21 protein-coding genes are annotated in these 23,584 nt (G+C 71.2%); 3 read left to right on the forward strand and 18 right to left on the reverse strand.

Features of this window, described 5'->3' with window-relative positions:
• Positions 1–104: 104 nt before the first annotated feature.
• From truB to rimP, 7 genes are all read right to left on the reverse strand, one after another.
• Complete coding sequence (truB, locus tag ACZ4LX_RS10340; protein ID WP_467640654.1) at positions 105–1,055, reverse strand: tRNA pseudouridine(55) synthase TruB; 951 nt, start codon at positions 1,053–1,055, stop codon at positions 105–107.
• Entirely contained in the window at positions 1,052–1,501 is a 450-nt protein-coding gene (gene rbfA / locus ACZ4LX_RS10345; protein WP_467640657.1) for a 30S ribosome-binding factor RbfA, read from the reverse strand. The genes truB and rbfA overlap by 4 nt, the downstream gene beginning before the upstream one ends.
• A gap of 22 nt (positions 1,502–1,523) precedes the next feature.
• Entirely contained in the window at positions 1,524–1,820 is a 297-nt protein-coding gene (locus ACZ4LX_RS10350) for a DUF503 domain-containing protein (RefSeq protein ID WP_326739190.1), read from the reverse strand.
• A gap of 137 nt (positions 1,821–1,957) precedes the next feature.
• The gene (gene infB, locus ACZ4LX_RS10355; RefSeq protein WP_467640660.1) at positions 1,958–5,068 is read right to left on the reverse strand and encodes a translation initiation factor IF-2; all 3,111 of its coding nucleotides are present in this window, start codon (positions 5,066–5,068) and stop codon (positions 1,958–1,960) included.
• A gap of 148 nt (positions 5,069–5,216) precedes the next feature.
• On the reverse strand, positions 5,217–5,495 hold the full coding sequence (locus ACZ4LX_RS10360) for a YlxR family protein (RefSeq protein ID WP_467640664.1): 279 nt from the start codon (positions 5,493–5,495) through the stop codon (positions 5,217–5,219).
• A gap of 159 nt (positions 5,496–5,654) precedes the next feature.
• Positions 5,655–6,695 carry a transcription termination factor NusA gene (nusA, locus tag ACZ4LX_RS10365; RefSeq protein ID WP_467640667.1) on the reverse strand — a complete coding sequence of 347 codons (1,041 nt, stop codon included), beginning with the start codon at positions 6,693–6,695 and terminating at the stop codon, positions 5,655–5,657.
• Between the two features lie 2 nt (positions 6,696–6,697).
• Positions 6,698–7,195 (reverse strand): ribosome maturation factor RimP, encoded by a 498-nt coding sequence (gene rimP, locus ACZ4LX_RS10370; protein WP_467640671.1) that lies wholly within the window; start codon positions 7,193–7,195, stop codon positions 6,698–6,700.
• 178 nt (positions 7,196–7,373) lie between these two features.
• On the opposite strand from rimP, the gene ACZ4LX_RS10375 reads away from it, so the two are divergent.
• The 3 genes from ACZ4LX_RS10375 to ACZ4LX_RS10385 are packed head-to-tail and all read left to right on the forward strand — an operon-like array spanning position 7,374 to position 9,384.
• Entirely contained in the window at positions 7,374–7,919 is a 546-nt protein-coding gene (locus tag ACZ4LX_RS10375; RefSeq protein ID WP_467640674.1) for a hypothetical protein, read from the forward strand.
• Positions 7,916–8,404: a ferritin-like domain-containing protein gene (locus ACZ4LX_RS10380; protein ID WP_467640677.1), complete on the forward strand. Its 489-nt coding sequence runs from the start codon at positions 7,916–7,918 to the stop codon at positions 8,402–8,404. The genes ACZ4LX_RS10375 and ACZ4LX_RS10380 overlap by 4 nt, the downstream gene beginning before the upstream one ends.
• Before the next feature lie 53 nt (positions 8,405–8,457).
• Positions 8,458–9,384, forward strand: a complete 927-nt coding sequence (locus ACZ4LX_RS10385) for an aminoglycoside phosphotransferase family protein (RefSeq protein ID WP_467640681.1) — start codon at positions 8,458–8,460, stop codon at positions 9,382–9,384.
• Between the two features lie 73 nt (positions 9,385–9,457).
• Here ACZ4LX_RS10385 and ACZ4LX_RS10390 read toward each other — a convergent pair whose 3' ends face one another.
• The 11 genes from ACZ4LX_RS10390 to ACZ4LX_RS10440 form a co-directional block, all read right to left on the reverse strand.
• Positions 9,458–11,152, reverse strand: coding sequence for a proline--tRNA ligase (locus ACZ4LX_RS10390; RefSeq protein ID WP_467640684.1), 1,695 nt, complete (start codon positions 11,150–11,152; stop codon positions 9,458–9,460).
• 73 nt (positions 11,153–11,225) lie between these two features.
• Positions 11,226–11,801, reverse strand: coding sequence for a GNAT family N-acetyltransferase (locus ACZ4LX_RS10395; RefSeq protein WP_467640687.1), 576 nt, complete (start codon positions 11,799–11,801; stop codon positions 11,226–11,228).
• A 62-nt stretch (positions 11,802–11,863) separates the two neighbouring features.
• A complete protein-coding gene (locus ACZ4LX_RS10400; RefSeq protein ID WP_467640690.1) occupies positions 11,864–12,709 on the reverse strand; it encodes a GNAT family N-acetyltransferase in 846 nt (281 codons plus the stop codon).
• A gap of 170 nt (positions 12,710–12,879) precedes the next feature.
• The gene (ispG, locus tag ACZ4LX_RS10405) at positions 12,880–14,034 is read right to left on the reverse strand and encodes a flavodoxin-dependent (E)-4-hydroxy-3-methylbut-2-enyl-diphosphate synthase (protein ID WP_356319585.1); all 1,155 of its coding nucleotides are present in this window, start codon (positions 14,032–14,034) and stop codon (positions 12,880–12,882) included.
• Between the two features lie 184 nt (positions 14,035–14,218).
• Positions 14,219–15,529, reverse strand: coding sequence for a M50 family metallopeptidase (locus ACZ4LX_RS10410; RefSeq protein ID WP_467640693.1), 1,311 nt, complete (start codon positions 15,527–15,529; stop codon positions 14,219–14,221).
• Positions 15,526–16,779, reverse strand: coding sequence for a 1-deoxy-D-xylulose-5-phosphate reductoisomerase (gene dxr, locus ACZ4LX_RS10415; RefSeq protein ID WP_467640696.1), 1,254 nt, complete (start codon positions 16,777–16,779; stop codon positions 15,526–15,528). Before dxr ends, ACZ4LX_RS10410 begins: the two co-directional genes overlap by 4 nt.
• An 82-nt stretch (positions 16,780–16,861) precedes the next feature.
• A complete protein-coding gene (locus ACZ4LX_RS10420; RefSeq protein WP_467640699.1) occupies positions 16,862–17,569 on the reverse strand; it encodes a hypothetical protein in 708 nt (235 codons plus the stop codon).
• 182 nt (positions 17,570–17,751) lie between these two features.
• Positions 17,752–18,246, reverse strand: coding sequence for a nucleotidyltransferase domain-containing protein (locus ACZ4LX_RS10425; RefSeq protein WP_467640702.1), 495 nt, complete (start codon positions 18,244–18,246; stop codon positions 17,752–17,754).
• 59 nt (positions 18,247–18,305) lie between these two features.
• Positions 18,306–19,553, reverse strand: coding sequence for a 3-phosphoshikimate 1-carboxyvinyltransferase (gene aroA / locus ACZ4LX_RS10430; RefSeq protein ID WP_467640705.1), 1,248 nt, complete (start codon positions 19,551–19,553; stop codon positions 18,306–18,308).
• Between the two features lie 73 nt (positions 19,554–19,626).
• Complete coding sequence (locus ACZ4LX_RS10435; protein ID WP_467640708.1) at positions 19,627–21,588, reverse strand: acyl-CoA dehydrogenase family protein; 1,962 nt, start codon at positions 21,586–21,588, stop codon at positions 19,627–19,629.
• Positions 21,589–21,966: 378 nt separating this feature from the next.
• Positions 21,967–23,412, reverse strand: coding sequence for an aldehyde dehydrogenase family protein (locus ACZ4LX_RS10440; protein ID WP_467640711.1), 1,446 nt, complete (start codon positions 23,410–23,412; stop codon positions 21,967–21,969).
• Positions 23,413–23,584: the final 172 nt, after the last annotated feature.

Genomic DNA, 23,584 nt, shown 5'->3' on the forward strand with positions numbered 1-23,584 from the left:
CATTGGGGTGAATCAGGGGTGTTCGCCGGACAGAATCCGGTGGGGGCGTGGAACGGGCACGGGGGCTCTGCCCGCTCCACGCCCGGGGGCAGGGCCCCCGCGTGTCAGGCGAAGACGGCGAGGCTCTTGGCCTTGCCGTTCTGCTCCTCGACGAGCACCAGGAACCGCCCGTCGGGCCCGAAGACCGCGACGGGCCCCGGCGGATGTGCGGGCATGTCGAGCCGTACGCCGTTCAGCAACAACTTGGCCCGTCGTTCGTCGACGTCCCAGCGTGAGAACGCCGAGGCGGCTGCTTCGGCCACCGGCATCACGACCAGCTCCTCCTGGTGCTGGTCGAGCGTCCGCGCGGCGTCGAGACCGTACGGACCGACCCGGGTGCGCCGCAGTGCGGTCAGATGCCCGCCCACACCGAGCCCGGCGCCGAGGTCACGCGCGATGGCCCGGATGTACGTACCGGAGGAACAGACCACCGAGACGACCAGGTCGACCACCGGCGTGCCGTCCTCGGCAACGGCCTCGCGCACGTCGTAGACGTGGAAGGACGAGATGGTCACCGGTCGTGCCGGGATCTCGAACTCCTCGCCGCCGCGCACCCGCGCGTAGGACCGCTTGCCGTCGATCTTGATGGCGCTCACCTTGGACGGCACCTGCATGATGGCGCCGGTCAGGGCGGCGACACCCGCGTCGATGCCTTCGCGTGTCACCCCGGAGGCGTCGGTGGACGAGGTGATCTCGCCCTCCGCGTCGTCCGTGACGGTGTCCTGGCCGAGCCGGATCGTACCGAGGTACTCCTTCTCGGTCAGTGCGAGATGGCCGAGGAGCTTGGTGGCCTTCTCGACGCCGAGCACGAGGACGCCGGTGGCCATCGGGTCCAGCGTGCCGGCGTGGCCGACACGGCGGGTCCGGGCGATCCCGCGCATCTTGGCGACGACGTCGTGCGAGGTGAAGCCGGACGGCTTGTCGACGATGACAAGGCCGTCCTCCGGTCCGCTACCGCCCTTGCCCGAGGCCGCCGCGCTCCTGCTGCCTGCCCGGGGCGTTTTGTTCTGCGTCATGCGGAAGGTGAGTCCTCGTCCTCGTCCTCCGGCTTGCGGTACGGGTCCGCGTCGCCGGCGTACGTGGCGCCGGACGACGCTTCACGCACCCTCGCGTCCGAGGCCCGTGCCCGGTCGAGGAGGTCCTCGATCGCCTTGGCGTTCTCGGGCAGCGCGTCCGCCACGAAGGAGAGCGTGGGGGTGAACTTCGTCCCCGCCGCCGAGCCGACCGCCGAGCGCAGGATGCCCTTGGCGCTCTCCAGTCCGGCGGCCGCGCTGGCCCGCTCCTCGTCGTCGCCGTAGACCGTGTAGAAGACCGTGGCCTCCCGCAGGTCACCGGTGACGCGGGTGTCCGTGATGGTCACGTGCGTACCCAGGCGCGGGTCCTTGATCCCACGCTGCAGTTTCTCGGCGACCACCTCCTGGATGAGGTCCGCCAGCTTCTTAGCCCGCGCGTTGTCGGCCACTGGTCCGTCTCCTTAGCCTTACTCAATCGTCTTCGTCGCTGTGCAGCCGCCGCCGTACGGACAGCAGCTCCACTTCCGGCCGGCCGGCGACCAGTCGCTCGCACCGGTCGAGCACGTCTGTGAGGTGTCCGGTGTCCCCGGAGACCACGGCGAGGCCGATCTCGGCCCTGCGATGGAGGTCCTGACCGCCCGTCTCCGCCACGCTCACCGCGTACTTGCGCTGGAGCTCGGCAACGATCGGACGGACTATGGAGCGCTTCTCCTTCAGCGACCGTACGTCGCCGAGAAGCAGGTCGAAGGACAGTGTCCCCACATACATATGTGTCCGGATGTCCCGCCGGTTCGGGTTCGCGCCCCGCCGGTGATTGGCAGGGACACAAGAACCGTACACGGAACGGCCGGGGCCGATCGACGGAAATATGTCCCGTCGACCGGCCCCGACTGTTGAGGTACGGGTCAGCCTCGCGGCTTCTCGCGCATCTCGTACGTCGCGATGACATCGTCGATCTTGATGTCGTTGAAGTTTCCGAGGTTGATACCGCCCTCGAAGCCTTCGCGGATCTCGGTGACGTCGTCCTTGAAGCGGCGCAGACCGGAGATGTTGAGGTTCTCCGCGATGACCTTGCCATCGCGCAGCAGGCGCGCCTTGGTGTTGCGCTTGACCTCGCCGGACCGGACCAGCACACCGGCGATGTTGCCCAGCTTGGACGAGCGGAAGATCTCGCGGATCTCCGCCGTGCCGAGCTCGACCTCTTCGTACTCCGGCTTGAGCATGCCCTTGAGGGCCGCTTCGATCTCTTCGATCGCCTGGTAGATGACCGAGTAGTACCGGACGTCCACACCTTCGCGGTCGGCCATCTGCGCGGCACGCCCCGCGGCGCGCACGTTGAAGCCGATCACGATGGCGTCGGAGCCGGTCGCCAGGTCGATGTCCGACTCGGTGACCGCACCCACACCGCGGTGCAGGACCCGGATGTCGACCTCTTCACCGACGTCGAGCTGGAGCAGCGAGGACTCGAGAGCCTCCACCGAACCGGACGCGTCGCCCTTGATGATGAGGTTGAGCTCCTGGACCAGACCGGCCTTGAGCGCCTCGTCCAGGTTCTCCAGGGAGAACCGGACACCCTTGCGGGCGAAGTTGGCGTTGCGCTCACGAGCGGCACGCTTCTCGGCGATCTGACGGGCCGTACGGTCCTCGTCGACGACCAGGAAGTTGTCGCCGGCACCCGGGACGTTGGTGAGACCGAGCACGAGGACGGGGGTCGAGGGACCCGCTTCCTCGACGTTCTCGCCCTTGTCGTCGAGCATCGCGCGGACTCGGCCGTACGCGTCGCCGACCACCATCGTGTCGCCGACCCGCAGCGTGCCTCGCTGGACGAGGACGGTCGCGACGGCACCGCGGCCGCGGTCGAGGTGGGACTCGATCGCAATACCCTGCGCGTCCTGCTCCGGGTTGGCCCGCAGGTCGAGCGAGGCGTCGGCGGTGAGGACGACGGCCTCCAGAAGAGCCTCGATGTTGAGGCCCTGCTTGGCGGAGATGTCGACGAACATCGTGTCGCCGCCGTACTCCTCGGCCACCAGACCGAACTCGGTGAGCTGACCGCGCACCTTGGTCGGGTCCGCGCCCTCGACGTCGATCTTGTTGACCGCGACCACGATCGGCACGTCGGCCGCCTTGGCGTGGTTCAGCGCCTCGATCGTCTGGGGCATCACACCGTCGTTCGCCGCCACCACGAGGATCGCGATGTCGGTGGACTTCGCACCACGTGCACGCATGGCGGTGAACGCCTCGTGACCCGGGGTGTCGATGAAGGTGATCCTGCGGTCCTCGCCGTTGACCTCGGCGCCGACCTGGTACGCACCGATGTGCTGCGTGATACCGCCGGCCTCGCCCGCGACGACGTTCGTCTTGCGGATGGCGTCCAGCAGCCGGGTCTTACCGTGGTCGACGTGACCCATGACGGTCACGACCGGCGGACGGGAGACCAGAGCCTCTTCGCCGCCCTCGTCCTCGCCGAACTCGATGTCGAAGGACTCGAGCAGCTCGCGGTCCTCCTCCTCCGGGCTGACGATCTCCAGGACGAAGTTCATCTCGTCCGCGAGGAGCTTCAGCGTCTCGTCGGAGACGGACTGCGTGGCAGTGACCATCTCGCCGAGGTTCATCATCACGCCGACGAGCGACGCCGGGTTGGCGTTGATCTTCTCGGCGAAATCGGTGAGGGAGGCACCGCGCGACAGCCGGACGGCCTGTCCGTTGCCGCGAGGCAGCATGACGCCGCCCACCGACGGGGCCTGCATGGCCTCGTACTCCTGGCGCCTCTGCCGCTTCGACTTGCGACCACGACGCGCGGGACCACCGGGGCGGCCGAAGGCGCCCTGTGTGCCACCACGGCCACCGGGGCCACCGGGACGCCCACCGAATCCGGGACGGCCGCCGAAGCCGCCGCCACCACCGGGACGACCAGCGCCGCCACCGCCACCGCCACCGGGACGACCGGCGAAACCGCCGCCACCGCCGCCGGGACCGGCCGGACGGCCCGCGAAGCCGCCGCCACCGGGACGACCAGCGCCGCCACCGCCGCCGGGACGACCGCCGCCACCGGGACCACGGCCACCGCCGGGGCCACCACCGGGACGCGGGCCGGCAGCGGGACGCTGCGGCATCATGCCCGGGTTCGGACGGTTACCACCGGGGGCACCGCCCGGACGGGGAGCCTGCGGGCGCGGCATGCCGCCCGGGGTCGGACGTGCGCCGCCCTGACCCTGGCCCTGCGGACGCGGGGCGCCGCCGGGGCCGCCCTGCGGACGCGGGGCGCCGGGACGCTCCTGGCCGCCACCGGGGCGCGGGGCGCCACCGGGACGGGGCGACTGCGGACGGGCCATGCCCGTCGAGCCACCGGAGGTGAAGGGGTTGTTGCCCGGACGGGGACCGGCCGGACGCGCGCCACCGGGGCGCGGGGCGCCCTGGCCCGCGGGGCGGGCGGGGCGCTCGGCGCCACGCTCTCCACCACGGCCGCCATCACGCTGACCGCCGTCGCGCTGACCGCCGGCCGGAGCCGGACGGGCGGGGCGGGGACCAGGGGTGGCACCCGTGGGACGCGGGGCCTGCTGCTGCGGCGCTGCCGGCTGGGCCGGAGCCGGAGCCGAGAACTCGGCCGCGGGCACCGGGGTGACCGGGGCGGCCTTCGGCGCGGGCTTGGGGCCCGGACGCGGGCCGGCGGACGGCGCGGAAGGCGCAGCGGGGGTGCTGCTCGCCGGGGCCTGGGCAGCGGCCGGCTTGGGGGCCGGGGCGCCGGGCTTCGGGGCAGCGGGACGTGCCGCAGCGGCCGGGGAGGGCGCTGCGGGCTTGGCGGGGGCGGCCTTACGGGGCGCGCCAGGCTTTGCAGCGGACTTGCCGGCGTTGCCGCCGGGCCCCTGCAGTGCGTCAGTCAACTTGCGTACAACCGGCGCCTCGATCGTCGAGGACGCCGAACGTACGAATTCACCGAGTTCTTGGAGCTTGGCCATGACGACCTTGCTCTCAACCCCGAACTCCTTGGCGAGTTCGTATACCCGGACCTTAGCCACTTCGCTCCTTTTAGGTCCGGGTTACCGCCGGACCGTCGCTACTTCATGGGCGTACTCATCGCGTACTCATCGAGTGCTCATCGCAATCTCGACCTACTTCCAACTCGCGAGGTACCTGACCGCACGGGGACCCGTGCCGTTCATTTTCTTACGGTGTCACCCGCTCGACGAACCGCTGCACCGCAGCGGGGTCGAACGGCCCCTTGACCTTGAAGGCCCGGGGGAAAGCCCGACGGCGAACCGCCAGGTCCAGACAGTCGGAGACGGGGTGCACGTAGGCACCCCGGCCGGGCAGCGTACCGCGAGGATCGGGGACGCACGCGTCCCCGTCCACCACAATGCGCAGCAGCTCGCTCTTGGCCACTCGCTCCCGGCATCCCACACAGGTTCGCTCGGGGCAAGCGCGGGCGTGCGTCCGGCCAGACACGTTTAAGTCTACCTCCCCGTACCGACCTCACCCCTTTGGGGCAACAATCGAACGGATGTTGTCGTGATCTCAGCGGCGCGCCGACGAGATCTATTCCCTGTCATCCCTGCGGACCCCGGTCCGGACCGGGGTCCGGGGGGCCTTCGGGACCGCCGTCGGTCAGCGCCGCTCCGAACGCTCCCGGGCCCGCTCGGCCCGCTCACGGTCGGCGACGTCACGCTCGGCGTCGGTCTCGGTGTCCGGACGGATGTCGATCCGCCAGCCCGTCAGACGCGCGGCCAGGCGGGCGTTCTGCCCCTCCTTGCCGATCGCCAGCGAGAGCTGGTAGTCCGGCACGGTGACCCGGGCGGAACGCGTACCGAGGTCAACAACCTCGACCTCGCTCACCCGTGCGGGCGACAACGCGTTGGCGACCATCTCGGCCGGGTCGTCCGACCAGTCCACGATGTCGATCTTCTCGCCGTGCAGCTCGGCCATGACGTTGCGGACACGTCCGCCCATCGGGCCGATGCAGGCGCCCTTGGCGTTGAGGCCCGAGCGGGTGGAGCGGACGGCGATCTTGGAGCGGTGGCCGGCCTCGCGGGCGATCGCGCAGATCTCGACGGAGCCGTCGGCGATCTCCGGGACCTCCAGCGCGAAGAGCTTCTTCACCAGGTTGGGGTGGGTGCGCGACAGCGTCACGGACGGGCCCCGGACACCCTTGGCCACCCGTACGACATAGGTGCGCAGCCGCAGGCCGTGCGTGTACTCCTCGCCGGGCACCTGCTCCTGCACCGGCAGGATGGCCTCCAGCTTGCCGATGTCGACCAGGACGTTCTTCGGGTCCTTGCCCTGCTGGACGACGCCGGTGACGACATCGCCCTCGTGGCCCGCGTACTCGCCGAAGGTCCGGTCGTCCTCCGCGTCGCGCAGCCGCTGCAGGATGACCTGCTTGGCGGTGGTCGCGGCGATCCGGCCGAAGCCCGACGGGGTGTCGTCGAACTCCTTGGGCTCCTGGCCCTCCTCGAGGTCGGCCGGGTCCTCCTTGGCCCACACGGTCACATGGCCGCGCTCGTCGAGCTCCACGCGCGCCCTGCGGTGGCTGCCGTCCGTGCGATGGTACGCGATGAGGAGGGCCGACTCGATCGCCTCGACGAGCACGTCGAAGGGGATCTCCTTGTCCTGCGCCAAGCCCTTCAGAAGCTTCACATCGATGTCCACGGCTACGCCTCCTCTTCCTTCTTGTCCTTGCGGTTGAATTCCAGCTCCACGCGCGCCCTGGCGATCTCGGCGAAGGCGATCCGGCGGGAGGTGGGCTTACGGCCCTTGACGCCCGGCACTTCGAGGTCCAGGCCTTCCTCGTCGACCGCGAGGACGCGGGCCACCAGCTCGCCGCCCTCGCTCAGCGTCAGCCGGGCCAGGCGGCCCGTGGCGCGTACGTAGTGGCGGTGCTCCGTCAGCGGGCGGTCGGCACCGGGAGAGCTGACCTCCAGGACGTATTCTTCCTCGCCCATCGCGTCGGTCTCGTCGAGCTTGGCGGAGATCGCGCGGCTCAGATCCGCACAGGCGTCGAGCTCCACGCCGTCCTCGGAGTCCACGATGATCCGCAGCACCCGGCGGCGGCCTGCCCGGGACACTTCGATCTCTTCCAGATCCAGCTGCTCGGCGCTGACGAGCGGTTCGACCAGCCCGCGCAGCCTCTCGCTCTGGGTGGTGCTCATCCGGGTGACTCCTCGGCCGCGTGTGCTGTTGTGGGGGATCGTCGCGTGTCTGGTCAAAGGGTATCCGGTCCCGGAGGGTGTTGCTGTCCGCCGGCCTTCGGGGCGCGGGTACGCTCACCAACAGTGATCACTTCCGGACAGATCCAGTCAAGACAGGTCCAGGCCCGAAGGAGAACAGGTGCGGCGCACGGGGACGACGCGCAGAGGAGCGCTGACCGCGACGGGAGCGATCGCTCTGGGGGCGGTGCTGGCAGGCTGCGGCAGCGACGACGACGAGAGCGCGGGCCGCAAGGATTCCGCGCGGGCGGACGCGCGGACCGCCGCCGACCGGTCGCCGGCGGAGATGTCCGAGGCGTCCGAGGCCTCGCTCCGGGGAAAGGCCCGTGGCGTGAGCACCTCGCTCTTCGCCCAGTACGAGAGCGTCGTCCGGGCCCATCCCTCGACCGCCGCCGGGCTCACCCCCCTGCGGGACGCCGTCCGCTCCCACATCACGGCCCTGGGCCCCGGCGACGCGCTCGGCCTCGTCCGGACCCGGCCGGGCACCGGTGACGCCGCGTCGGCGGTCAGGGAGCTGGCCGCCGCGGAGCGCCGTGCCGCGGCCTCGCACACCCAGGCGCTGATGAAGGCCCCGCCGGAACTCGCCCGGCTGCTCGCGTCGGTCGCGGCCGCGTCCTCCGCCCACGCCTATCTGCTGACCGAGCTGGCCAAGGAGACGAAGGCATGAGCGACGACGGGACGCTGGAGGCCGCACAGGCGGCGCTGGCCGCCGAACACGCGGCCGTGTACGGATACGGAGTGGCCGGCGGCCGGGTCGCCCAGGACCGCCGCGCCGAGGCCACCACCGCGCACCACGCCCACCGGGCCCGGCGCGACGCGCTGGTACGGACGGTGCGCGGCCTGGGCGGCGAACCGGTGGCCGCCGCTCCCGCGTACGCTCTGCCGTTCGCGGTACCGGACGCCGCCTCGGCCGTGCGTCTCGCCGCCGAGCTGGAGGACCGGGTCGCGGACGTCTACTCCGACCTCGTACGGGCCTCGGACGGCCCGTTGCGGCGGTCGGCGGCGGACGCGCTGCGCGAGGCAGCGGTGCGCGCGGTCCGCTGGCGCGGCAGCGGCGTACCCTTTCCCGGGCTCGCCGAGCGGGCCGCGGACGGGTCCCGCACCGACGGGACCGGTGCGACGGGCAAGGCGACGGGGGCCGGGTCTGCCTGAGGACCGGGCCGGCACGGCGCACTGAGCGAGATCGGAAAGGGAACACGGCACGTATGGGTTTTGAACCGCCGCAGCGTCTGGTGCGAGCGCTCGGCGAGTCGTACGGGGATACGGCCGCCGGGGACTGGCTCGCACGGCTTCCCCTACTGGCCGAACAGGCACTGGCCTCGGCCGGGCGGGAGATGACCGTGGAACGGGTCGCCGCCCCGGGCGGGCGCAGCAGCCTGGTCCTGCTGGTACGCGATGCCGCCGGCACCCCGGCCGCCTTGAAGCTCGCCCCCGCCTGCGCGGCCCCTGAGCTCGAAAGGGCGGCATTGGCCCACTGGAACGGCTGGGGCGCGGTGAACCTGGTGGCTTCGGAGGACGGGGCGCCCGCCGCGGGGGGTGCCCTGCTGCTGGAGCGGCTGCACCCCGAGATGTCGCTGCGTTCGCTGCCCGAGGCGAAGGCCCTGCTGGAGGCGGCGGGCACGGTGCGGCGGCTCTGGGTCGAACCGCCCCCGGAGCACGCCTTCGAGACGGTCGCCGAACGGACCGGGCTGCGGATCGAGGCGATGAGGTCCTCCGCGACGGCCGATCCGACGCTGGAGCCCCTGGTCTCCGCGGCGCTGGCGGCCCGCGGGGAACTGGTCGCCCACTCCCCCGAGGCCGACCTGCTGCTGCACGGCAACTTCCGGCAGAGCAAGGTCCTCTCGGGCGAGCGCGTGCCCTGGCTGACGGTCGGCCCCGAGCCGGTGGTCGGCGAGCGGGCCTACGATCTGGCGCGGCTGGTGCGGGACCGGGTCGAGGACCTGATCGCCTCCCCCGGCGGTGCGGTCACCGCCCGGCGCAGGATCAAGAAGCTCGCCGACGCGCTGGACGTGGACCGCGAGCGGCTGCACGGCTGGACCCTGTTCCGCGCGGTGGAGTCGGGTACCCGGGCGCTCGCGGCGGGGCGCCGGCAGGAGGGCGAAGTGACGCTGGAGTTCGCGGGCTGGCTGTAGTCCCGCATGCCGAAGGGCCCCGGCACGGAGATCCGTGCCGGGGCCCTTCGCACTGCCGGCGGAGCGGTCAGCCCTACTCGGTGAGGCGGGCGATGGCCTCGTCGACCGTGAGCTCCTCGCGCTCACCGGTGCGGCGGTCCTTCAGCTCCAGGACGCCCTCGGCCGAGCGGCGGCCGGCGACGAGGATCTTCGGGACACCGATCAGTTCGGAGTCGGTGAACTTCACACCGGGCGAGATGCCGGGGCGGTCGTCGACCAGGACGCGCAGACCGGCGGCGTTCAGCTTCTCGGAGACGTCGAGGGCGAGCTCCGTCTGGAGCGCCTTGCCCGCGGCGACGACGTGCACGTCGGCCGGGGCGATCTCGCGGGGCCAGCACAGGCCCTTGTCGTCGGCGGTCTGCTCGGCGAGGGCGGCCACCGCGCGGGAGACGCCGATGCCGTACGAGCCCATCGTGACGCGGACGGGCTTGCCCTGCTGGCCGAGGACGTCGAGGGAGAAGATGTCGGCGTACTTGCGGCCGAGCTGGAAGATGTGGCCGATCTCGATGGCGCGGTCGACCTGGAGGCCGGTGCCGCACTTGGGGCAGGGGTCACCCGCCTCGACGACGACGACGTCGAGGTAGTCGTCGACCTCGAAGTCACGGCCCGCCACGACGTTCCTCGCGTGCTTGCCCTCCTTGTTGGCACCCGTGATCCAGGCGGTGCCTGCGGCGACGCGGGGGTCGGCGATGTAGCGGACCTTCTCCAGACCCTGCGGGCCGACGTAGCCGCGGACCAGGTCGGGGCGGCCCACGAAGTCCTCGGCGGTGACGAGCTCGACCACGGCGGGCGTGAGGTGCTCGCCGAGCTTGCCCAGGTCGACCTCGCGGTCACCGGGCACGCCCACGGCCACGATCTCGCCGTCGACCTTGACCAGGAGGTTCTTCAGCGTGGCGGAGGCCGGGACACCGAGGTGGGCGGCGAGGCTCTCGATGGTCGGGGTGTCGGGGGTGTCCAGCTCCTCGACGGGGCCGGTCGCCGAGCCGTCGGCCGGGGTGGCGACGAAGGTCACGGCCTCGGTGTTGGCGGCGTAGTCGCAGTGGGGGCAGTCGACGAAGGTGTCCTCGCCGGCCGGCGCGGGCGCGAGGAACTCCTCGGACGCGGAGCCGCCCATGGCTCCGGAGACGGCGGAGACGATGCGGTGGTCGAGGCCGAGCCGCTCGAAGATCCGGATGTAGGCGCCGCGGTGCAGCTGGTACGCCTCGGCCAGACCCTCGTCGGTGGTGTCGAAGGAGTACGAGTCCTTCATCTGGAACTCACGGCCGCGCAGCACACCGGCGCGGGGACGGGCCTCGTCGCGGTACTTCGTCTGGATCTGGTACAGGATCACGGGCAGGTCCTTGTAGGACGAGCACATGTCCTTGACGACCTGGGTGAAGACCTCTTCGTGCGTCGGGCCGAGGAGGTAGTCGGCGCCCTTGCGGTCCTTGAGCCGGAACAGCAGGTCGCCGTACTCGTCGTACCGGCCGCTCGCCTCGTACGCCTCCTTGGGGAGCAGCGCGGGGAGCAGGACCTCCTGGCCGCCGATGGCGTCCATCTCCTCGCGGACGACGCGGGTGATGTTCTCCAGCACCTTCTTGCCGAGCGGCAGCCAGGACCAGATGCCGGCCGCGGTGCGGCGTACGTATCCGGCGCGGACGAGGAGCTTGTGGTTGAGCGTCTCGGCGTCCGCCGGGTCGTCGCGCAGTGTCTTGATCATCAATCGGGACATGCGCTGGACCTGGGCCATGATGAACTCCTGCTCGGAAGGGTGATGTGCAGGAGGTTAGCCGGGCGGCGGGGGCGGGCGGAAATCGATTGCCTCAGAGACGCCCGGTGCGGAGCAGCGGAAGCGGCGCTCCCATGACCGCGTACGGCGTGGGAGCGCTGGGGAAATGCACCTGCCGGGCCAGGTCCCGGTAGCCGAGCGAGCGGTACAGACCGCGGGCCGGGCTCTCCGTGTCGATCGCGGAGAGGATGGAGCGGGGCTGGTCGACGGCGTCCGTGATGGTGGTGATGAGGGTGCGGCCGATGCCGGCGTTCTGGAACTCCGGGTGGACATGGAGCTCGGTGATCACGAAGGAGTCGTCGAGCCAGCCGGCCGAGCCGGTGGCGCGCAGATAGGGCTCGACGACGGTGGACCACCAGTGGCCCCGTTCGTTGGGCATGCCGTAGACGAACCCGACGAGGTCCCCGTCCGGGGTCATGGCACCGAGCGCGCGGGCACGGGGGTGGTCGAGGTGTCTGAGGACGATGTGGCGGCGCACTTCGATCTCTTCGGGGCCGAGTCCGAAGGCGACGGCCTGGACGGCGAGCGCCTCGTCCACGCGTGCGGCCAGATCGATCGGTCCGATCCGGACGTCGGTGGTGTGGGGGCCGCCCCCGGAAACTGCTGCCATGAGCAGACCCTACTGTCCGTGGCGGGGTGCCGGGTACGGGCCGGGGCAGCCCGGCGGCGGGATCAGAACAGCACGCTCATGAAGGCGCCGGTCTCACGGAAGCCGATGCGGCGGTACGCCTTGCGGGCGGGGGTGTTGTAGTCGTTCACGTACAGGCTGACGATCGGCGCGACGTCGGCCAGTGCGTACCGCAGGACAGCCGCCATGCCGGTCTCGGAGTGTCCTCGGCCACGGAACTCGGGGGCGACCCAGACGCCCTGGATCTGGCAGGCCTGCGCGGTGGTGGCGCCGATCTCCGCCTTGAAGACGACCTTGCCGTCGTCGATCCGGGCGAAGGAACGGCCGGCGCCGACGAGTTCGGCGACGCGGGCCTGGTAGATGAGTCCGCCGTCGCCCGCGAGCGGGGAGATGCCGACCTCTTCGGTGAACATGGCCACGCAGGCCGGCATGAGGACGTCGATCTCGTCCTTGCGGACGCGGCGGACCAGCGGGTCGGGGGCCACGTCGGCGGACTGGCTCTCGGTGACCATGAGCGGCTGGTTGGCACGGACCTCCCGGGCGGGGCCCCAGCCCGGTTCGAGGAGCCGCCACAGCTGTGCGGTGGGACCGGCGGGGCCCACGATCGAGGAGCAGCGGCGACCGGCCCGGCGGGCGCGGTCGGCGAAGGCGCGGACGGCCTCGGGGGTGGCGCAGATGGGGACGAGGTTGGCTCCCGAGTAGCAGAGGGAGCGCAGCCTGCCGTCGGCGTACCAGCCCCACATCTCGCCGCCGAGGCGCCAGGGGTCGAGGCCCGCGATCCGGACCCGGGAGGTCACGAAGGCATTGGCTACGGGTTCGCTCTCCAGCACCGCGAGGGCGGCGCCGAGGTCGCTGGGTTCGAGGACCCGGGTGGTGGTCTGCGTCAACACGAGGGGGCCTCACCATGCGGTCTGCTGATTTCCGCACTGTACCCAAAGAGGCTGGGGGGCGCCGCTCGTGGCCGTGAACCGTTTCTGCGGAATGCGGTGAGCTCGCTCACGCGCAGCGCCCCGCGAGGAGGACCGTTCCTCCTGCGGGGCGCTGTCGTGGACGTCATGGTTCAGCTGATGGAGACCTCGGGCTCGCCGGAGGCGACGCCGTCCTTCTCCATCTGTTCGGCGATCTTGAGGGCTTCCTCGATGAGGGTCTCGACGATCTTCGACTCGGGCACCGTCTTGATGATCTCGCCCTTGACGAAGATCTGGCCCTTGCCGTTGCCCGAGGCCACGCCCAGGTCCGCCTCGCGCGCCTCGCCGGGGCCGTTGACGACACAGCCCATCACGGCGACGCGCAACGGCACCTCCATGCCCTCAAGACCGGCGCTGACCTGGTCCGCCAGCTTGTAGACGTCCACCTGCGCACGGCCGCAGGACGGGCAGGACACGATCTCGAGCCGGCGCTGCTTCAGGTTCAGCGACTCCAGGATCTGGAGTCCGACCTTGACCTCCTCGGCCGGCGGCGCGGACAGCGAGACCCGGATCGTGTCACCGATGCCCTCGCTGAGCAGGGCGCCGAAGGCCACGGCCGACTTGATGGTGCCCTGGAACGCCGGGCCCGCCTCGGTCACACCCAGGTGCAGCGGATAGTCGCACTGTGCGGCGAGCTGCCGGTAGGCGTTGACCATGACGACCGGGTCGTTGTGCTTCACCGAGATCTTGATGTCCCGGAAGCCGTGCTCCTCGAAGAGGGACGCCTCCCACAGCGCCGACTCCACCAGGGCCTCCGGCGTCGCCTTGCCGTACTTCTTCAGCAGCCGCGCGTCCAGCGAGCCCGCGTTCACGCCGATCCGGATCGGCGTCCCGGCGTCGTTGGCCGCCCGCGCGATCTCCTTGACCTTGTCGTCGAACTGCTTGATGTTCCCCGGGTTCACACGCACTGCCGCGCAGCCCGCGTCGATCGCGGCGAACACGTACTTCGGCTGGAAGTGGATGTCCGCGATCACCGGGATCTGCGACTTCGAGGCGATCGTCGCGAGCGCGTCCGCGTCGTCCTGTGTCGGGCACGCGACCCGCACGATCTGGCAGCCCGAGGCGGTCAGCTCCGCGATCTGCTGCAGCGTGGCGCCGATGTCCGACGTACGCGTCGTCGTCATCGACTGCACCGAGACCGGCGCGTCCCCGCCGACCGCCACCGACCCGACCTGGATCTTGCGGCTGACCCGCCGTACGGCGAGCTGGGTCGGAACGGTGGGCATTCCGAGAGAAATCGCAGTCATGCGCTGAGCATCCCCAAGGTGTGGATCGAGGTCCCGAATTCGGCGGGCTCCAGCCTTCGAGGTTACGGCACCGGGCCCGCCACGAAGCACACCGCGTCCGGGAACCCGGGCAAAATATGGGCTCCCGGACGCGGTGCGCGCATCCGTCGTCACTCGGGGTACGCATGACCCCCGGGCGGGCCGGTCAGGAGATCTTGACCGGGTTGACGACGTCGGCGACCAGGACGAGCAGGGTGAAGCAGATGAAGACCCCGGCGACCACGTAGGCGACCGGCATCAGCTTGGCGACATCGAACGGGCCGGGGTCGGGGCGCTTGAAGAGGCGCGCCGCGTTCCGGCGCAGGGCCTCCCACAGCGCCCCCGCGATGTGGCCGCCGTCGAGCGGCAGCAGGGGCAGCATGTTGAAGAGGAACAGCGAGAGGTTGAAGCCGGCCAGCAGGAACAGCATCATCGCGACCTGGTTCTGCGCCGGTACGTCCAGCGTCATCACCTCGCCGCCGATCCTGGCCGCGCCGACGACGCCCACCGGGGAGTCGGCCGCGCGCTCGCCGTCGCTGAAGGCCGCGTCCCAGAGAGCGGGGATCTTGGACGGCAGGGCGATGATCGAATCGACGCCGTTCTCGATCATGTCGCCCATGCGGACCACGGAGTCACCGAAGGAGAGCGGGATGATCTTCGTCTCCGCCGCGAAACCGAGGTAGCCGGCGGAGACGAACTTCCCCGGGATCACCTCGCCCTCGGAGTCCTTCTTCGCCACCGCGTTCTTCTGGAGCACGGCGTGCAGGGTCTTCTCCTGGCCGTCGCGCCGGACCGTGATGGTGGCCGGGCCGATCGTGTCGCGGATCTTGTCGGAGAGTACGGACCACTCGTCGATCTTCTGGCCGTTGAAGGCGACGATCTTGTCGCCCACCTTCAGGCCGGCGGCCTGCGCCGGCGAGACCGGGTCGGACTTCTCGCAGGTCTCCCGCTTCTCGCTCTGGGAGATCACGCACTTCTGGACACCGGCGACATCGGTCGTCTGTGTCTGGAATCCGAAGGTCATGGCCACGCCGAGAAAGATCGCCACGGCCAGGACCAGGTTCATGAAGGGGCCGGCGAACATGACGATCACGCGCTTCCACGGCTTGCGCGTGTAGAAGAGGCGCTTCTCGTCGCCCGGTTCCAGCTCCTCGAACGCGGCGGATCTGGCGTCCTCGATCATGCCGCGCCAGGGCGAGGTGGAGCGTGCCTCCAGCCGTCCGTCCGGTCCTGGCGGGAACATCCCGATCATGCGGATGTAGCCGCCTGCCGGGATGGCCTTGATCCCGTACTCCGTGTCGCCCTTCTTCCGCGACCAGATGGTCGGCCCGAAGCCGACCATGTACTGGGGGACGCGGATGCCGAAGAGTTTCGCGGTCGACAGATGGCCCAGCTCGTGCCAGGCGATGGAGAAGAGCAGGCCGAAGGCGAAGACCGCGATGCCGAGAATGGTCAGCAGGATCGTCGTCATGCTCATGCGCGCGCCTCCGCGGTGGCCTTGGCCGAGAGTTCCCGGGCCCGGGTCCGTGCCCAGGTCTCCGCTTCAAGGACGTCCGCGACGGTGAGGGCAGTTCCCGCAGCGGGCGTTCCGTGTTCCTCCACCACCGCGGTGACGGTGTCCATGATGCCGTTGAAGGCGAGCCGCCCGGCCAGGAACGCGTCCACGCACTCCTCGTTCGCCGCGTTGAACACCGCGGGTGCGGTACCGCCCAGCGTGCCCACGTGCCGCGCGAGTCCGACGGACGGGAAGGCCTCGGTGTCGAGCGGGTGGAACTCCCAGGTGGAGGCCTTCGTCCAGTCGAAGGCGGGCGCCGCGTCGGGGACGCGCTGCGGCCAGCCGAGGCCGATGGCGATCGGTCCGCGCATGTCGGGCGGGGTGGCCTGGGCAAGGGTGGAGCCGTCGGTGAACTCCACCATGGAGTGGACGTACGACTGGGGGTGGACCACGACCTCGATCCGGTCGAAGGGGATGTCGTAGAGGAGGTGCGCCTCGATGACCTCAAGACCCTTGTTGACCAGGGTGGCCGAGTTGACCGTGATGACCGGGCCCATCGCCCAGGTCGGGTGGTCGAGTGCCTGTTCCCGCGTGACGTCCGCGAGCTGACTCCTGGTGCGTCCGCGGAACGGGCCGCCGGAGGCGGTCACGACCAGCTTGCGCACATCGGCGCGCGTGCCGGCCGCGAGCGCCTGGAAGAGCGCGGCGTGCTCGGAGTCGACCGGGATGATCTGGCCGGGCGCGGCGAGCGCCTTGACCAGCGGGCCGCCGACGATCAGCGACTCCTTGTTGGCGAGCGCGAGGGTGCGGCCCGCCTTCAGCGCGGCAAGGGTGGGGGCGAGGCCGATCGAGCCGGTGATCCCGTTCAGCACGGTGTGGCACTCGCTGCCGGCCAGCTCCGTCGCGGCGTCGGGTCCGGCAAGGATCTCGGGGGGCGTTTCCCCCGCTCCGTACTCCTTGGCCAGCGCCTCGCGCAGGGCGGGCACCGCGTCGGGGGAGGCGACGGCGACCGTGCGCACCCCCAGCCGGCGGGCCTGCTCGGCGAGGAGGGCGACCCGGCCGCCCGCCGCGGAGAGCGCGGTGACACGGAAGCGGTCGGGGTTGCGCAGCACCAGGTCGATGGCCTGGGTGCCGATGGACCCGGTGGAGCCGAGGATGACGAGATCCCGGCGGCCTTCCACGGCGTCGAAGACGAGGTGCGGGTCGGCGAGGGGGGCGGGGCTGTCGCTCATGCCCCCCATTGTTGCCGCTTCGGCTGTGGGTGAGGACAGGGCGTCCCCCGCGCCGCGTCGTGACTGCTCACTCATACCGGTCTCAGCCCTTCGCCGCACGGAACTTGGCCCACTGGGCGGCCATGACCTCGGGAGGCACTCCGCCGATGTCCTTGGCCGAGGTGATCTCCGCCCGGAAGGCGAGGGTCGTGGAGCCGGAGCGGACGACGGTGAGGTACTCGTACAGCTTCTCCTTGCCCTTCACGTCGAGGATGGTGAAGCGGTACGCCTTCGACTCGTCGGCCTCGGCGGCGAAGGCGGGGGGCTCGGCGGGTTCGACCTTCAGATACTTCGCGGCCGCTACGGCCCGCTCCTCGGTGAATCCGCCCGCACAGTCCTGGCCGGCCCTGCCGAGCGCCTTCATGACGGTGGCCGCGCCACCGTTCGCGTAGCCGCGCAGGGTGACGTCGACGGTGAGACCGAGCAGCTCCTCCGGGACGTCGACCTTGCGCTGGACCTGGACGGCCGGGGCCGGGTCGCTGACCTCTCCGGCGAGGCTGACGAGCGGCTGACAGCCCGCCGGGGCGGCGGTGTACACGTCACTGAGCGGGCCGTCGAGGACGTACTCGGACGCCGTGTACGTGCCGACCTTCTCGCCGTCCGTGAAGGACGCGGCTGTCAGCCGCGCCTTGTCGGGGGCCGCGGGCGCGGACGGCGCGGCCGAGGCCTTGCCGTCCCTGCCCGCGCCTGCCGAGCTGCCGGAAGCACCCGCTTCGTCCTCGTCGCCGCAGGCCGTTGCGCCCAGGGCCATCGTGGCCACGATCCCGATGCCCGCCCAACCGCGCCACCGCTTCCGCGGGTTCCTCGCCCCGTCCATGCCCGTCCCCATTCCCGATTCCCTGATTGCCGTGTTGCTTCGTCGCACTCCCGGCCGACGCCCGATGGTGCCGCACCGGCACCGGGCCGAAGGCGGCGCCGGGGCGGCTCCCCGGCTCAGAAGTGCGTGGTCACGCCGAACTTCCGGCGGAGTTGCGCCATGTCGTGCAGATCGGCTGCGCCCGGCTCGTACCCCTGGTGGAACTCGGCCTGCCGCAGCGCCGAGATGCAGCGCACCCGCGTGCCGCCGATGGTGCCGGTGACAAAGCACTCCGCCGGGTAGTGGAACGGCTCCGCCGGGTCGAGCGAGGACTGCGTCGCTGAACCGTCCGGAGCGAACCGCAGGGGGTGCAGGTCGATGTCGAGTCCGGAGGGGTGGCTGAGGACGAACCGTGCGGGGCGCCAGTCGAGTGCCTCCGCGTAGCCGGCCGCCGCCAGGGCTGCGACGAGAGCGGTCTCCTGTTCGTGGCGGTGCAGCAGATCGAGGTCCTTGTGACTGCGGGTCTCCTCGCCGAGCAGGGCGTCGACTCCCCAGCCACCGGCGATCACGACCTCCGCACCGGCCTCGCGCAGCACGGACAGAACGGACAGCACATCGGCGGCGGACATCATGGCGCGGAGCCTAGTACCTCTCGTTCGGACCGTGCTGGGCGATCGGCCGGCCCGCTCCGCTATCCGACCAGGCGCTGCGCGAACTCGGCGAAGGCCTCGTGGAACCGCGGGAACGTCTTGCGGACGCAGCCGGGGTCGTCGTACGTGATGCCCGGTGTCCGCAGGCCGGTGACGGCGAACGACATGACGATGCGGTGGTCGCCGTGGGTGGCGATCTCCGTGGGCCGGGGTGTGCCCGGCCGGATCTCGATCCAGTCCGGGCCGGTGTCGACCGTGATGCCCATCCGCCGAAGGTTCTCGGCGCAGGCCTCCAGCCGGTCGCACTCCTTCACCCGGGTGTTGCCGACGTCTTCGATGCGGACCGGTCCCGAGGCGAACGGGGCGATGCCGGCCAGCGTCGGCATGGTGTCGGAGATGTCGCGCATGTTGACCGTGATGCCGGCGAGACCGCCGTGGGAGCGGACCGTCGTGGCGTCGGCCGTCATGTTCACCTCCGCGCCCATCCTGCGCAGGACGTCGACGAACTGCAGATCCCCCTGGAGTGCGCCCTTCCCGAGGCCGGGAACGGTGACCTCGCCGCCCGTGACGGCCGCCGCCGCGAAGAAGTAGCTGGCGGTGGAGGCGTCGGGCTCGATGCCGTAGGTGGTGGCCCGGTAGCCGCCGGGCGGCACCGTGAAGACCGCGTTTCCGGGGCCGCCGCGGGTGACCTCGACGCCGAAGCTGCGCATCATCGCCAGGGTGATCTCGATGTACGGCGCCGACACCAGGTCGGTCACGGTGATCGTGAGCCCTTCCGAGGTCAGCGGCCCGAGCATCAGCAGCGCGGTGAGGTACTGGCTGGACTGCCCGGCGTCCAGGGTCAGTTCGCCGCCCTTGATGCCGGCGGCCTCGATGCGCAGCGGGTGGTGGCCCTCGGCTCCCTCGTGGCGGAGGTCGACGCCGAGCGTGCGCAGCGCCTCGGTGAGCGGGGCGAGGGGGCGGCGGCGCATCTGGGCGGAGGCGTCGAAGCGGAAGCTGCCCCGGGTGCCGGCCGCCACGAGGGTCGGCAGGAACCGGGCGGTGGTCGCGCCGTCCCGGCAGTAGACATCGGCGTCGGTGACGCCGGGCCCGGTGGGGCGGCCCGTGAGGTGCCAGGCCTCGTCCTCCCGCTTCACCTCGTAGCCGAGGGCGGTGAGCCCTTCCGCGAACCCCTCGGTGTCGTCCGAGTGAAGCGGACGTACGAGGGTGCTGGTGCCGTTCGCGGCGGCGGCCAGGAAGAGGGCGCGCGCGGTGACGGACTTGGAGCCGGGGACATGGATGACGGTCACGGGCGCCCATCCTGCCGTGCCACGCGCACGGCGTCCATCGGGTGGGCGCCCCCGCCGGTCCGGTGTCCGGAACTCAGCGGACCTGCCGGTGGACGTTCTCCCGGGCCGAGGGGCCCGGAGTCGCGTCGGCGATCCACGGGCCGTCGCCGCTCGGGTCGATGACGCCCTCCTCCAGCCAGGTGTACGTGCCCGACAGGACGCCGTCGACCACCCGCCGGTCGAGGTCGTCGGTGTTGGACCAGAGACGGGTGAAGAGCTCCTCGACCCGGATGCGGGACTGGCGGCAGAAGGTGTCGGCGAGCTGGTAGGCCTCGCGGCCGTGGTCGCCCTGGGATCGCAGGAGTTCGGCCCGGACGCAGGCGGCGCTCATGGCGAAGAGTTCCGCGCCGATGTCGACGATCCTGCCGAGGAAGCCCTGTTTGGTCTCCATCCGGCCCTGCCAGCGGGACATGGCGTAGAAGGTGGAGCGGGCCAGTTTGCGGGAGGCCCGTTCGACGTGACGCAGGTGCGTGGACAGGTCGGCGTGGCCGGCCGGGTGGAAGTCCCCGTAGGTGCGCGGGAGCTGTCCCGGTCCCGCGACGAGCTTCGGCAGCCACTTCGCGTAGAACCCGGCGGCGTTCGCGCCCGCCCTGGCCTTGGCGGAGAGCGGTTTGTCGGGGTCGATGATGTCGCCCGCGACCTTGAGGTGGGCGTCCACGGCCTCGCGGGCGATCAGCAGGTGCATGATCTCCGTCGAGCCCTCGAAGATCCGGTTGATCCGCATGTCACGGAGCATCTGCTCGGCGGGGACGGCCCGTTCGCCGCGAGCGGCGAGGGATTCCGCGGTCTCGAAGCCCCGGCCGCCGCGGATCTGGACGAGCTCGTCGGCCATCAGGCAGCCCATCTCGGAGCCGTACAGCTTGGCGAGCGCGGCCTCGATCCGGATGTCGTTGCGGTCCTCGTCCGCCATCTGCGAGGAGAGGTCGACCACGGCCTCGAGAGCGAAGGTGGTCGCCGCGATGAAGGAGATCTTCGCGCCGACGGCTTCGTGCCGGGCCACGGGGCGGCCCCACTGCTCACGGACCGCCGACCATTCGCGGGCGATCTTCAGGCACCACTTGCCGGATCCGACGCACATCGCCGGCAGCGAGAGCCGGCCGGTGTTGAGGGTGGTCAGCGCGATCCTGAGCCCCGCGCCCTCCGGCCCGATGCGGTTGGCGGCGGGGACGCGCACCCGGTGGAAGCGGGTGACCCCGTTCTCCAGACCGCGCAGCCCCATGAAGGCGTTGCGGTGTTCCACGGTGATGCCGGGGGCGTCGGCCTCGACCACGAAGGCCGTGATGCCGCCCTTGTGCCCCTCCGACTTCGGTACGCGCGCCATCACGACCAGCAGATCCGCCACGACCCCGTTGGTCGTCCACAGCTTCACGCCGTCCAGGAGGTAGTCGTCCCCGTCCCGGACGGCAGTGGTGGCGAGCCGCGCCGGATCGGAACCCACGTCCGGTTCGGTGAGGAGAAACGCCGAGATGTCGGTACGGGCCAGCCGGGGCAGGAAGGTGTCCTTCTGCTCCTGGCTGCCGAAGATCTTCAGCGGCTGCGGCACCCCGATGGACTGGTGGGCGGAGAGCAGGGCGCCGATCGCGGGGCTGGCGGAGCCGACCAGGGCGAGGGCCTTGTTGTAGTAGACCTGCGTCAGCCCGAGCCCGCCGTACTTCGTATCGATCTTCATACCCAGCGCGCCGAGCTCCTTGAGGCCGTTGACCACCTCGTCGGGGATCCTCGCCTCGCGCTCGATCAGGGCGCCGTCGATCCGGGTCTCGCAGAACTCGCGCAGCCGGGCCAGGAATTCCTCGCCGCGCCGGGTGTCCTCGGCGGCGGGCAGCGGATGCGGATGGATGAGGTCGAGCCGGAAACGGCCGAGGAAGAGTTCCTTGGCGAAACTGGGTTTGCGCCAGTCCTGCTCGCGTGCGTCCTCGGCCACCTGTCGCGCTTCGCGTTCGGTGACCTTGGGCGGATGCGGGGGTGCGGACGGACGTTGTGCGGATGGTGCGGACATGAGGAGCTCACCTCGCCGCGTCGTCGGGTGGGTGGTTCCGACGGGCCGTACGGGCGGCCGGGCCGTGCGTACGCGCCCATCGGTCTCTACTCGTCCGTATGTACCCGATTCCTGAACCGGTCACCACCCTCCGGACGCCGATCGGGTCGGCCTCCACTCCACTGCCCGCCGGGACGTGCGGGACGGCCGACCGGGCGTCCTGGGCACGGCGTGGTGACCGGCCGGTGTCCTGGGGCAGGACACGGAACGGGGAACCGCTCCGGGACCGGCCGGCCGCGCGCCTGCCAACGGAAACGGCCCGAACCCCGCGCAGGGGGTTCGGGCCGTTCACCTGCCGCCTGTCGTCTCGCTGTCCGGGCGGAGATACGGCGGCAGGACCTACAGGGCGAGGCCGGTCAAGACCAGGACGCGCTCGTAGGTGTAGTCGTCCATCGCGTAACGGACGCCCTCGCGCCCGACGCCGGACTGCTTGGCACCGCCGTACGGCATCTGGTCCGCACGGTACGAGGGGACGTCGCCGATGATCACGCCGCCGACCTCCAGCGCGCGGTGGGCGCGGAACGCGGTCTGCAGGTCGTGGGTGAACACACCCGCCTGGAGGCCGTACTGGGAGGAGTTGACGGAGGCGAACGCCTCGGCCTCGCCGTCCACCTTCTGCACCGACAGGACCGGTCCGAAGACCTCCTCGTGGGAGAGGGTGACGCCGTCGGGAAGCTCGGCGAGGACGGTCGGCGCGTACGTCGCCCCGTCGCGCTTGCCGCCGGCCAGCAGCCGGGCGCCGGCCTGCACGGCCTCGTCGACCCAGGACTCGACGCGCCGGGCGGCCTTCTCGTCGACGAGCGGGCCGACGTCGGTGGCGGCGTCGGACGGGTCACCGGTGACCTGGGCCTCGACGGCCGCGACGATCTTCGGCACGAGCCGGTCGTAGACAGCGGCGTCCGCGATCACGCGCTGCACCGAGATGCAGGACTGGCCGCCCTGGTAGTTGGAGAAGGTCGCGATACGGGTCGCGGCCCAGTCCAGGTCCGCCTCGGACGCGTAGTCGCCGAGGACGACCGCGGCGCCGTTGCCGCCGAGCTCCAGGGTGCAGTGCTTGCGCGGCACCGAGTCCATGATCGAGTAGCCGACCGGGGCGGACCCGGTGAACGAGATCACGGGCAGGCGCTCGTCCTGGACGAGCGCGGGCATGCGGTCGTTGGGGACCGTCAGCACGGACCAGGAGCCGGCCGGCAGGTCGGTCTCGGCCAGCAGCTCGCCCAGGATCAGCGAGGAGATCGGGGTGGCCGGGGCGGGCTTCAGGATGATCGGGGCGCCGACCGCGATGGCCGGGGCGACCTTGTGGGCGCTCAGGTTCAGCGGGAAGTTGAAGGGGGCGATGCCGAGGACCGTGCCGCGCGGGAAGCGGCGGGTCAGGCCGAGACGGCCGGTGCCGCCGGCGTCGGTGTCCAGACGCTGGGCGTCGCCGCTGTTGAAACGGCGGGCCTCCTCGGAGGCGAAGCGGAAGACGGAGACGGCACGGCCGACCTCGCCGCGTGCCCATTTGATGGGCTTGCCGTTCTCGGCGGAGATGACCTGGGCGATCTCCTCGGTGCGCTCCGTCAGGCGCCGTGCCACGTGGTCGAGCGCGGCGGCCCGGACGTGGGCCGGGGTCGCGGCGAACTCGTCGCGCACGGCGTGTGCGGCGGCGACCGCCTCCTCGACCTGGGCCTCGGTGGGCACGCTGACGGTGCCGACGAGGCGCCCGTCCCAGGAGTTGGTGACGTCGAAGCTTTCCTCGCCGGTGGCCTCGCGGCCGGCCAGCCAGAAGGCGTGGGTGGAGGTCATGGAGGTTCCGGCCCTTCGATGTCGTGGGGTGTTCCGTCCCCACCGTAGAGCCGCCGCACCCGCCTGGCGTTTGTCCGGCATGGAGCACAGGCGGGCCGGGGTGCGCCGGTTTGTCGGATGAGATCCGACGAGACCGGACGGAAGGGCGGGCCGGCGGTGACCGACGAGGCAC

It is taken from the genome of Streptomyces sp. NPDC026062 (assembly GCF_055568375.1).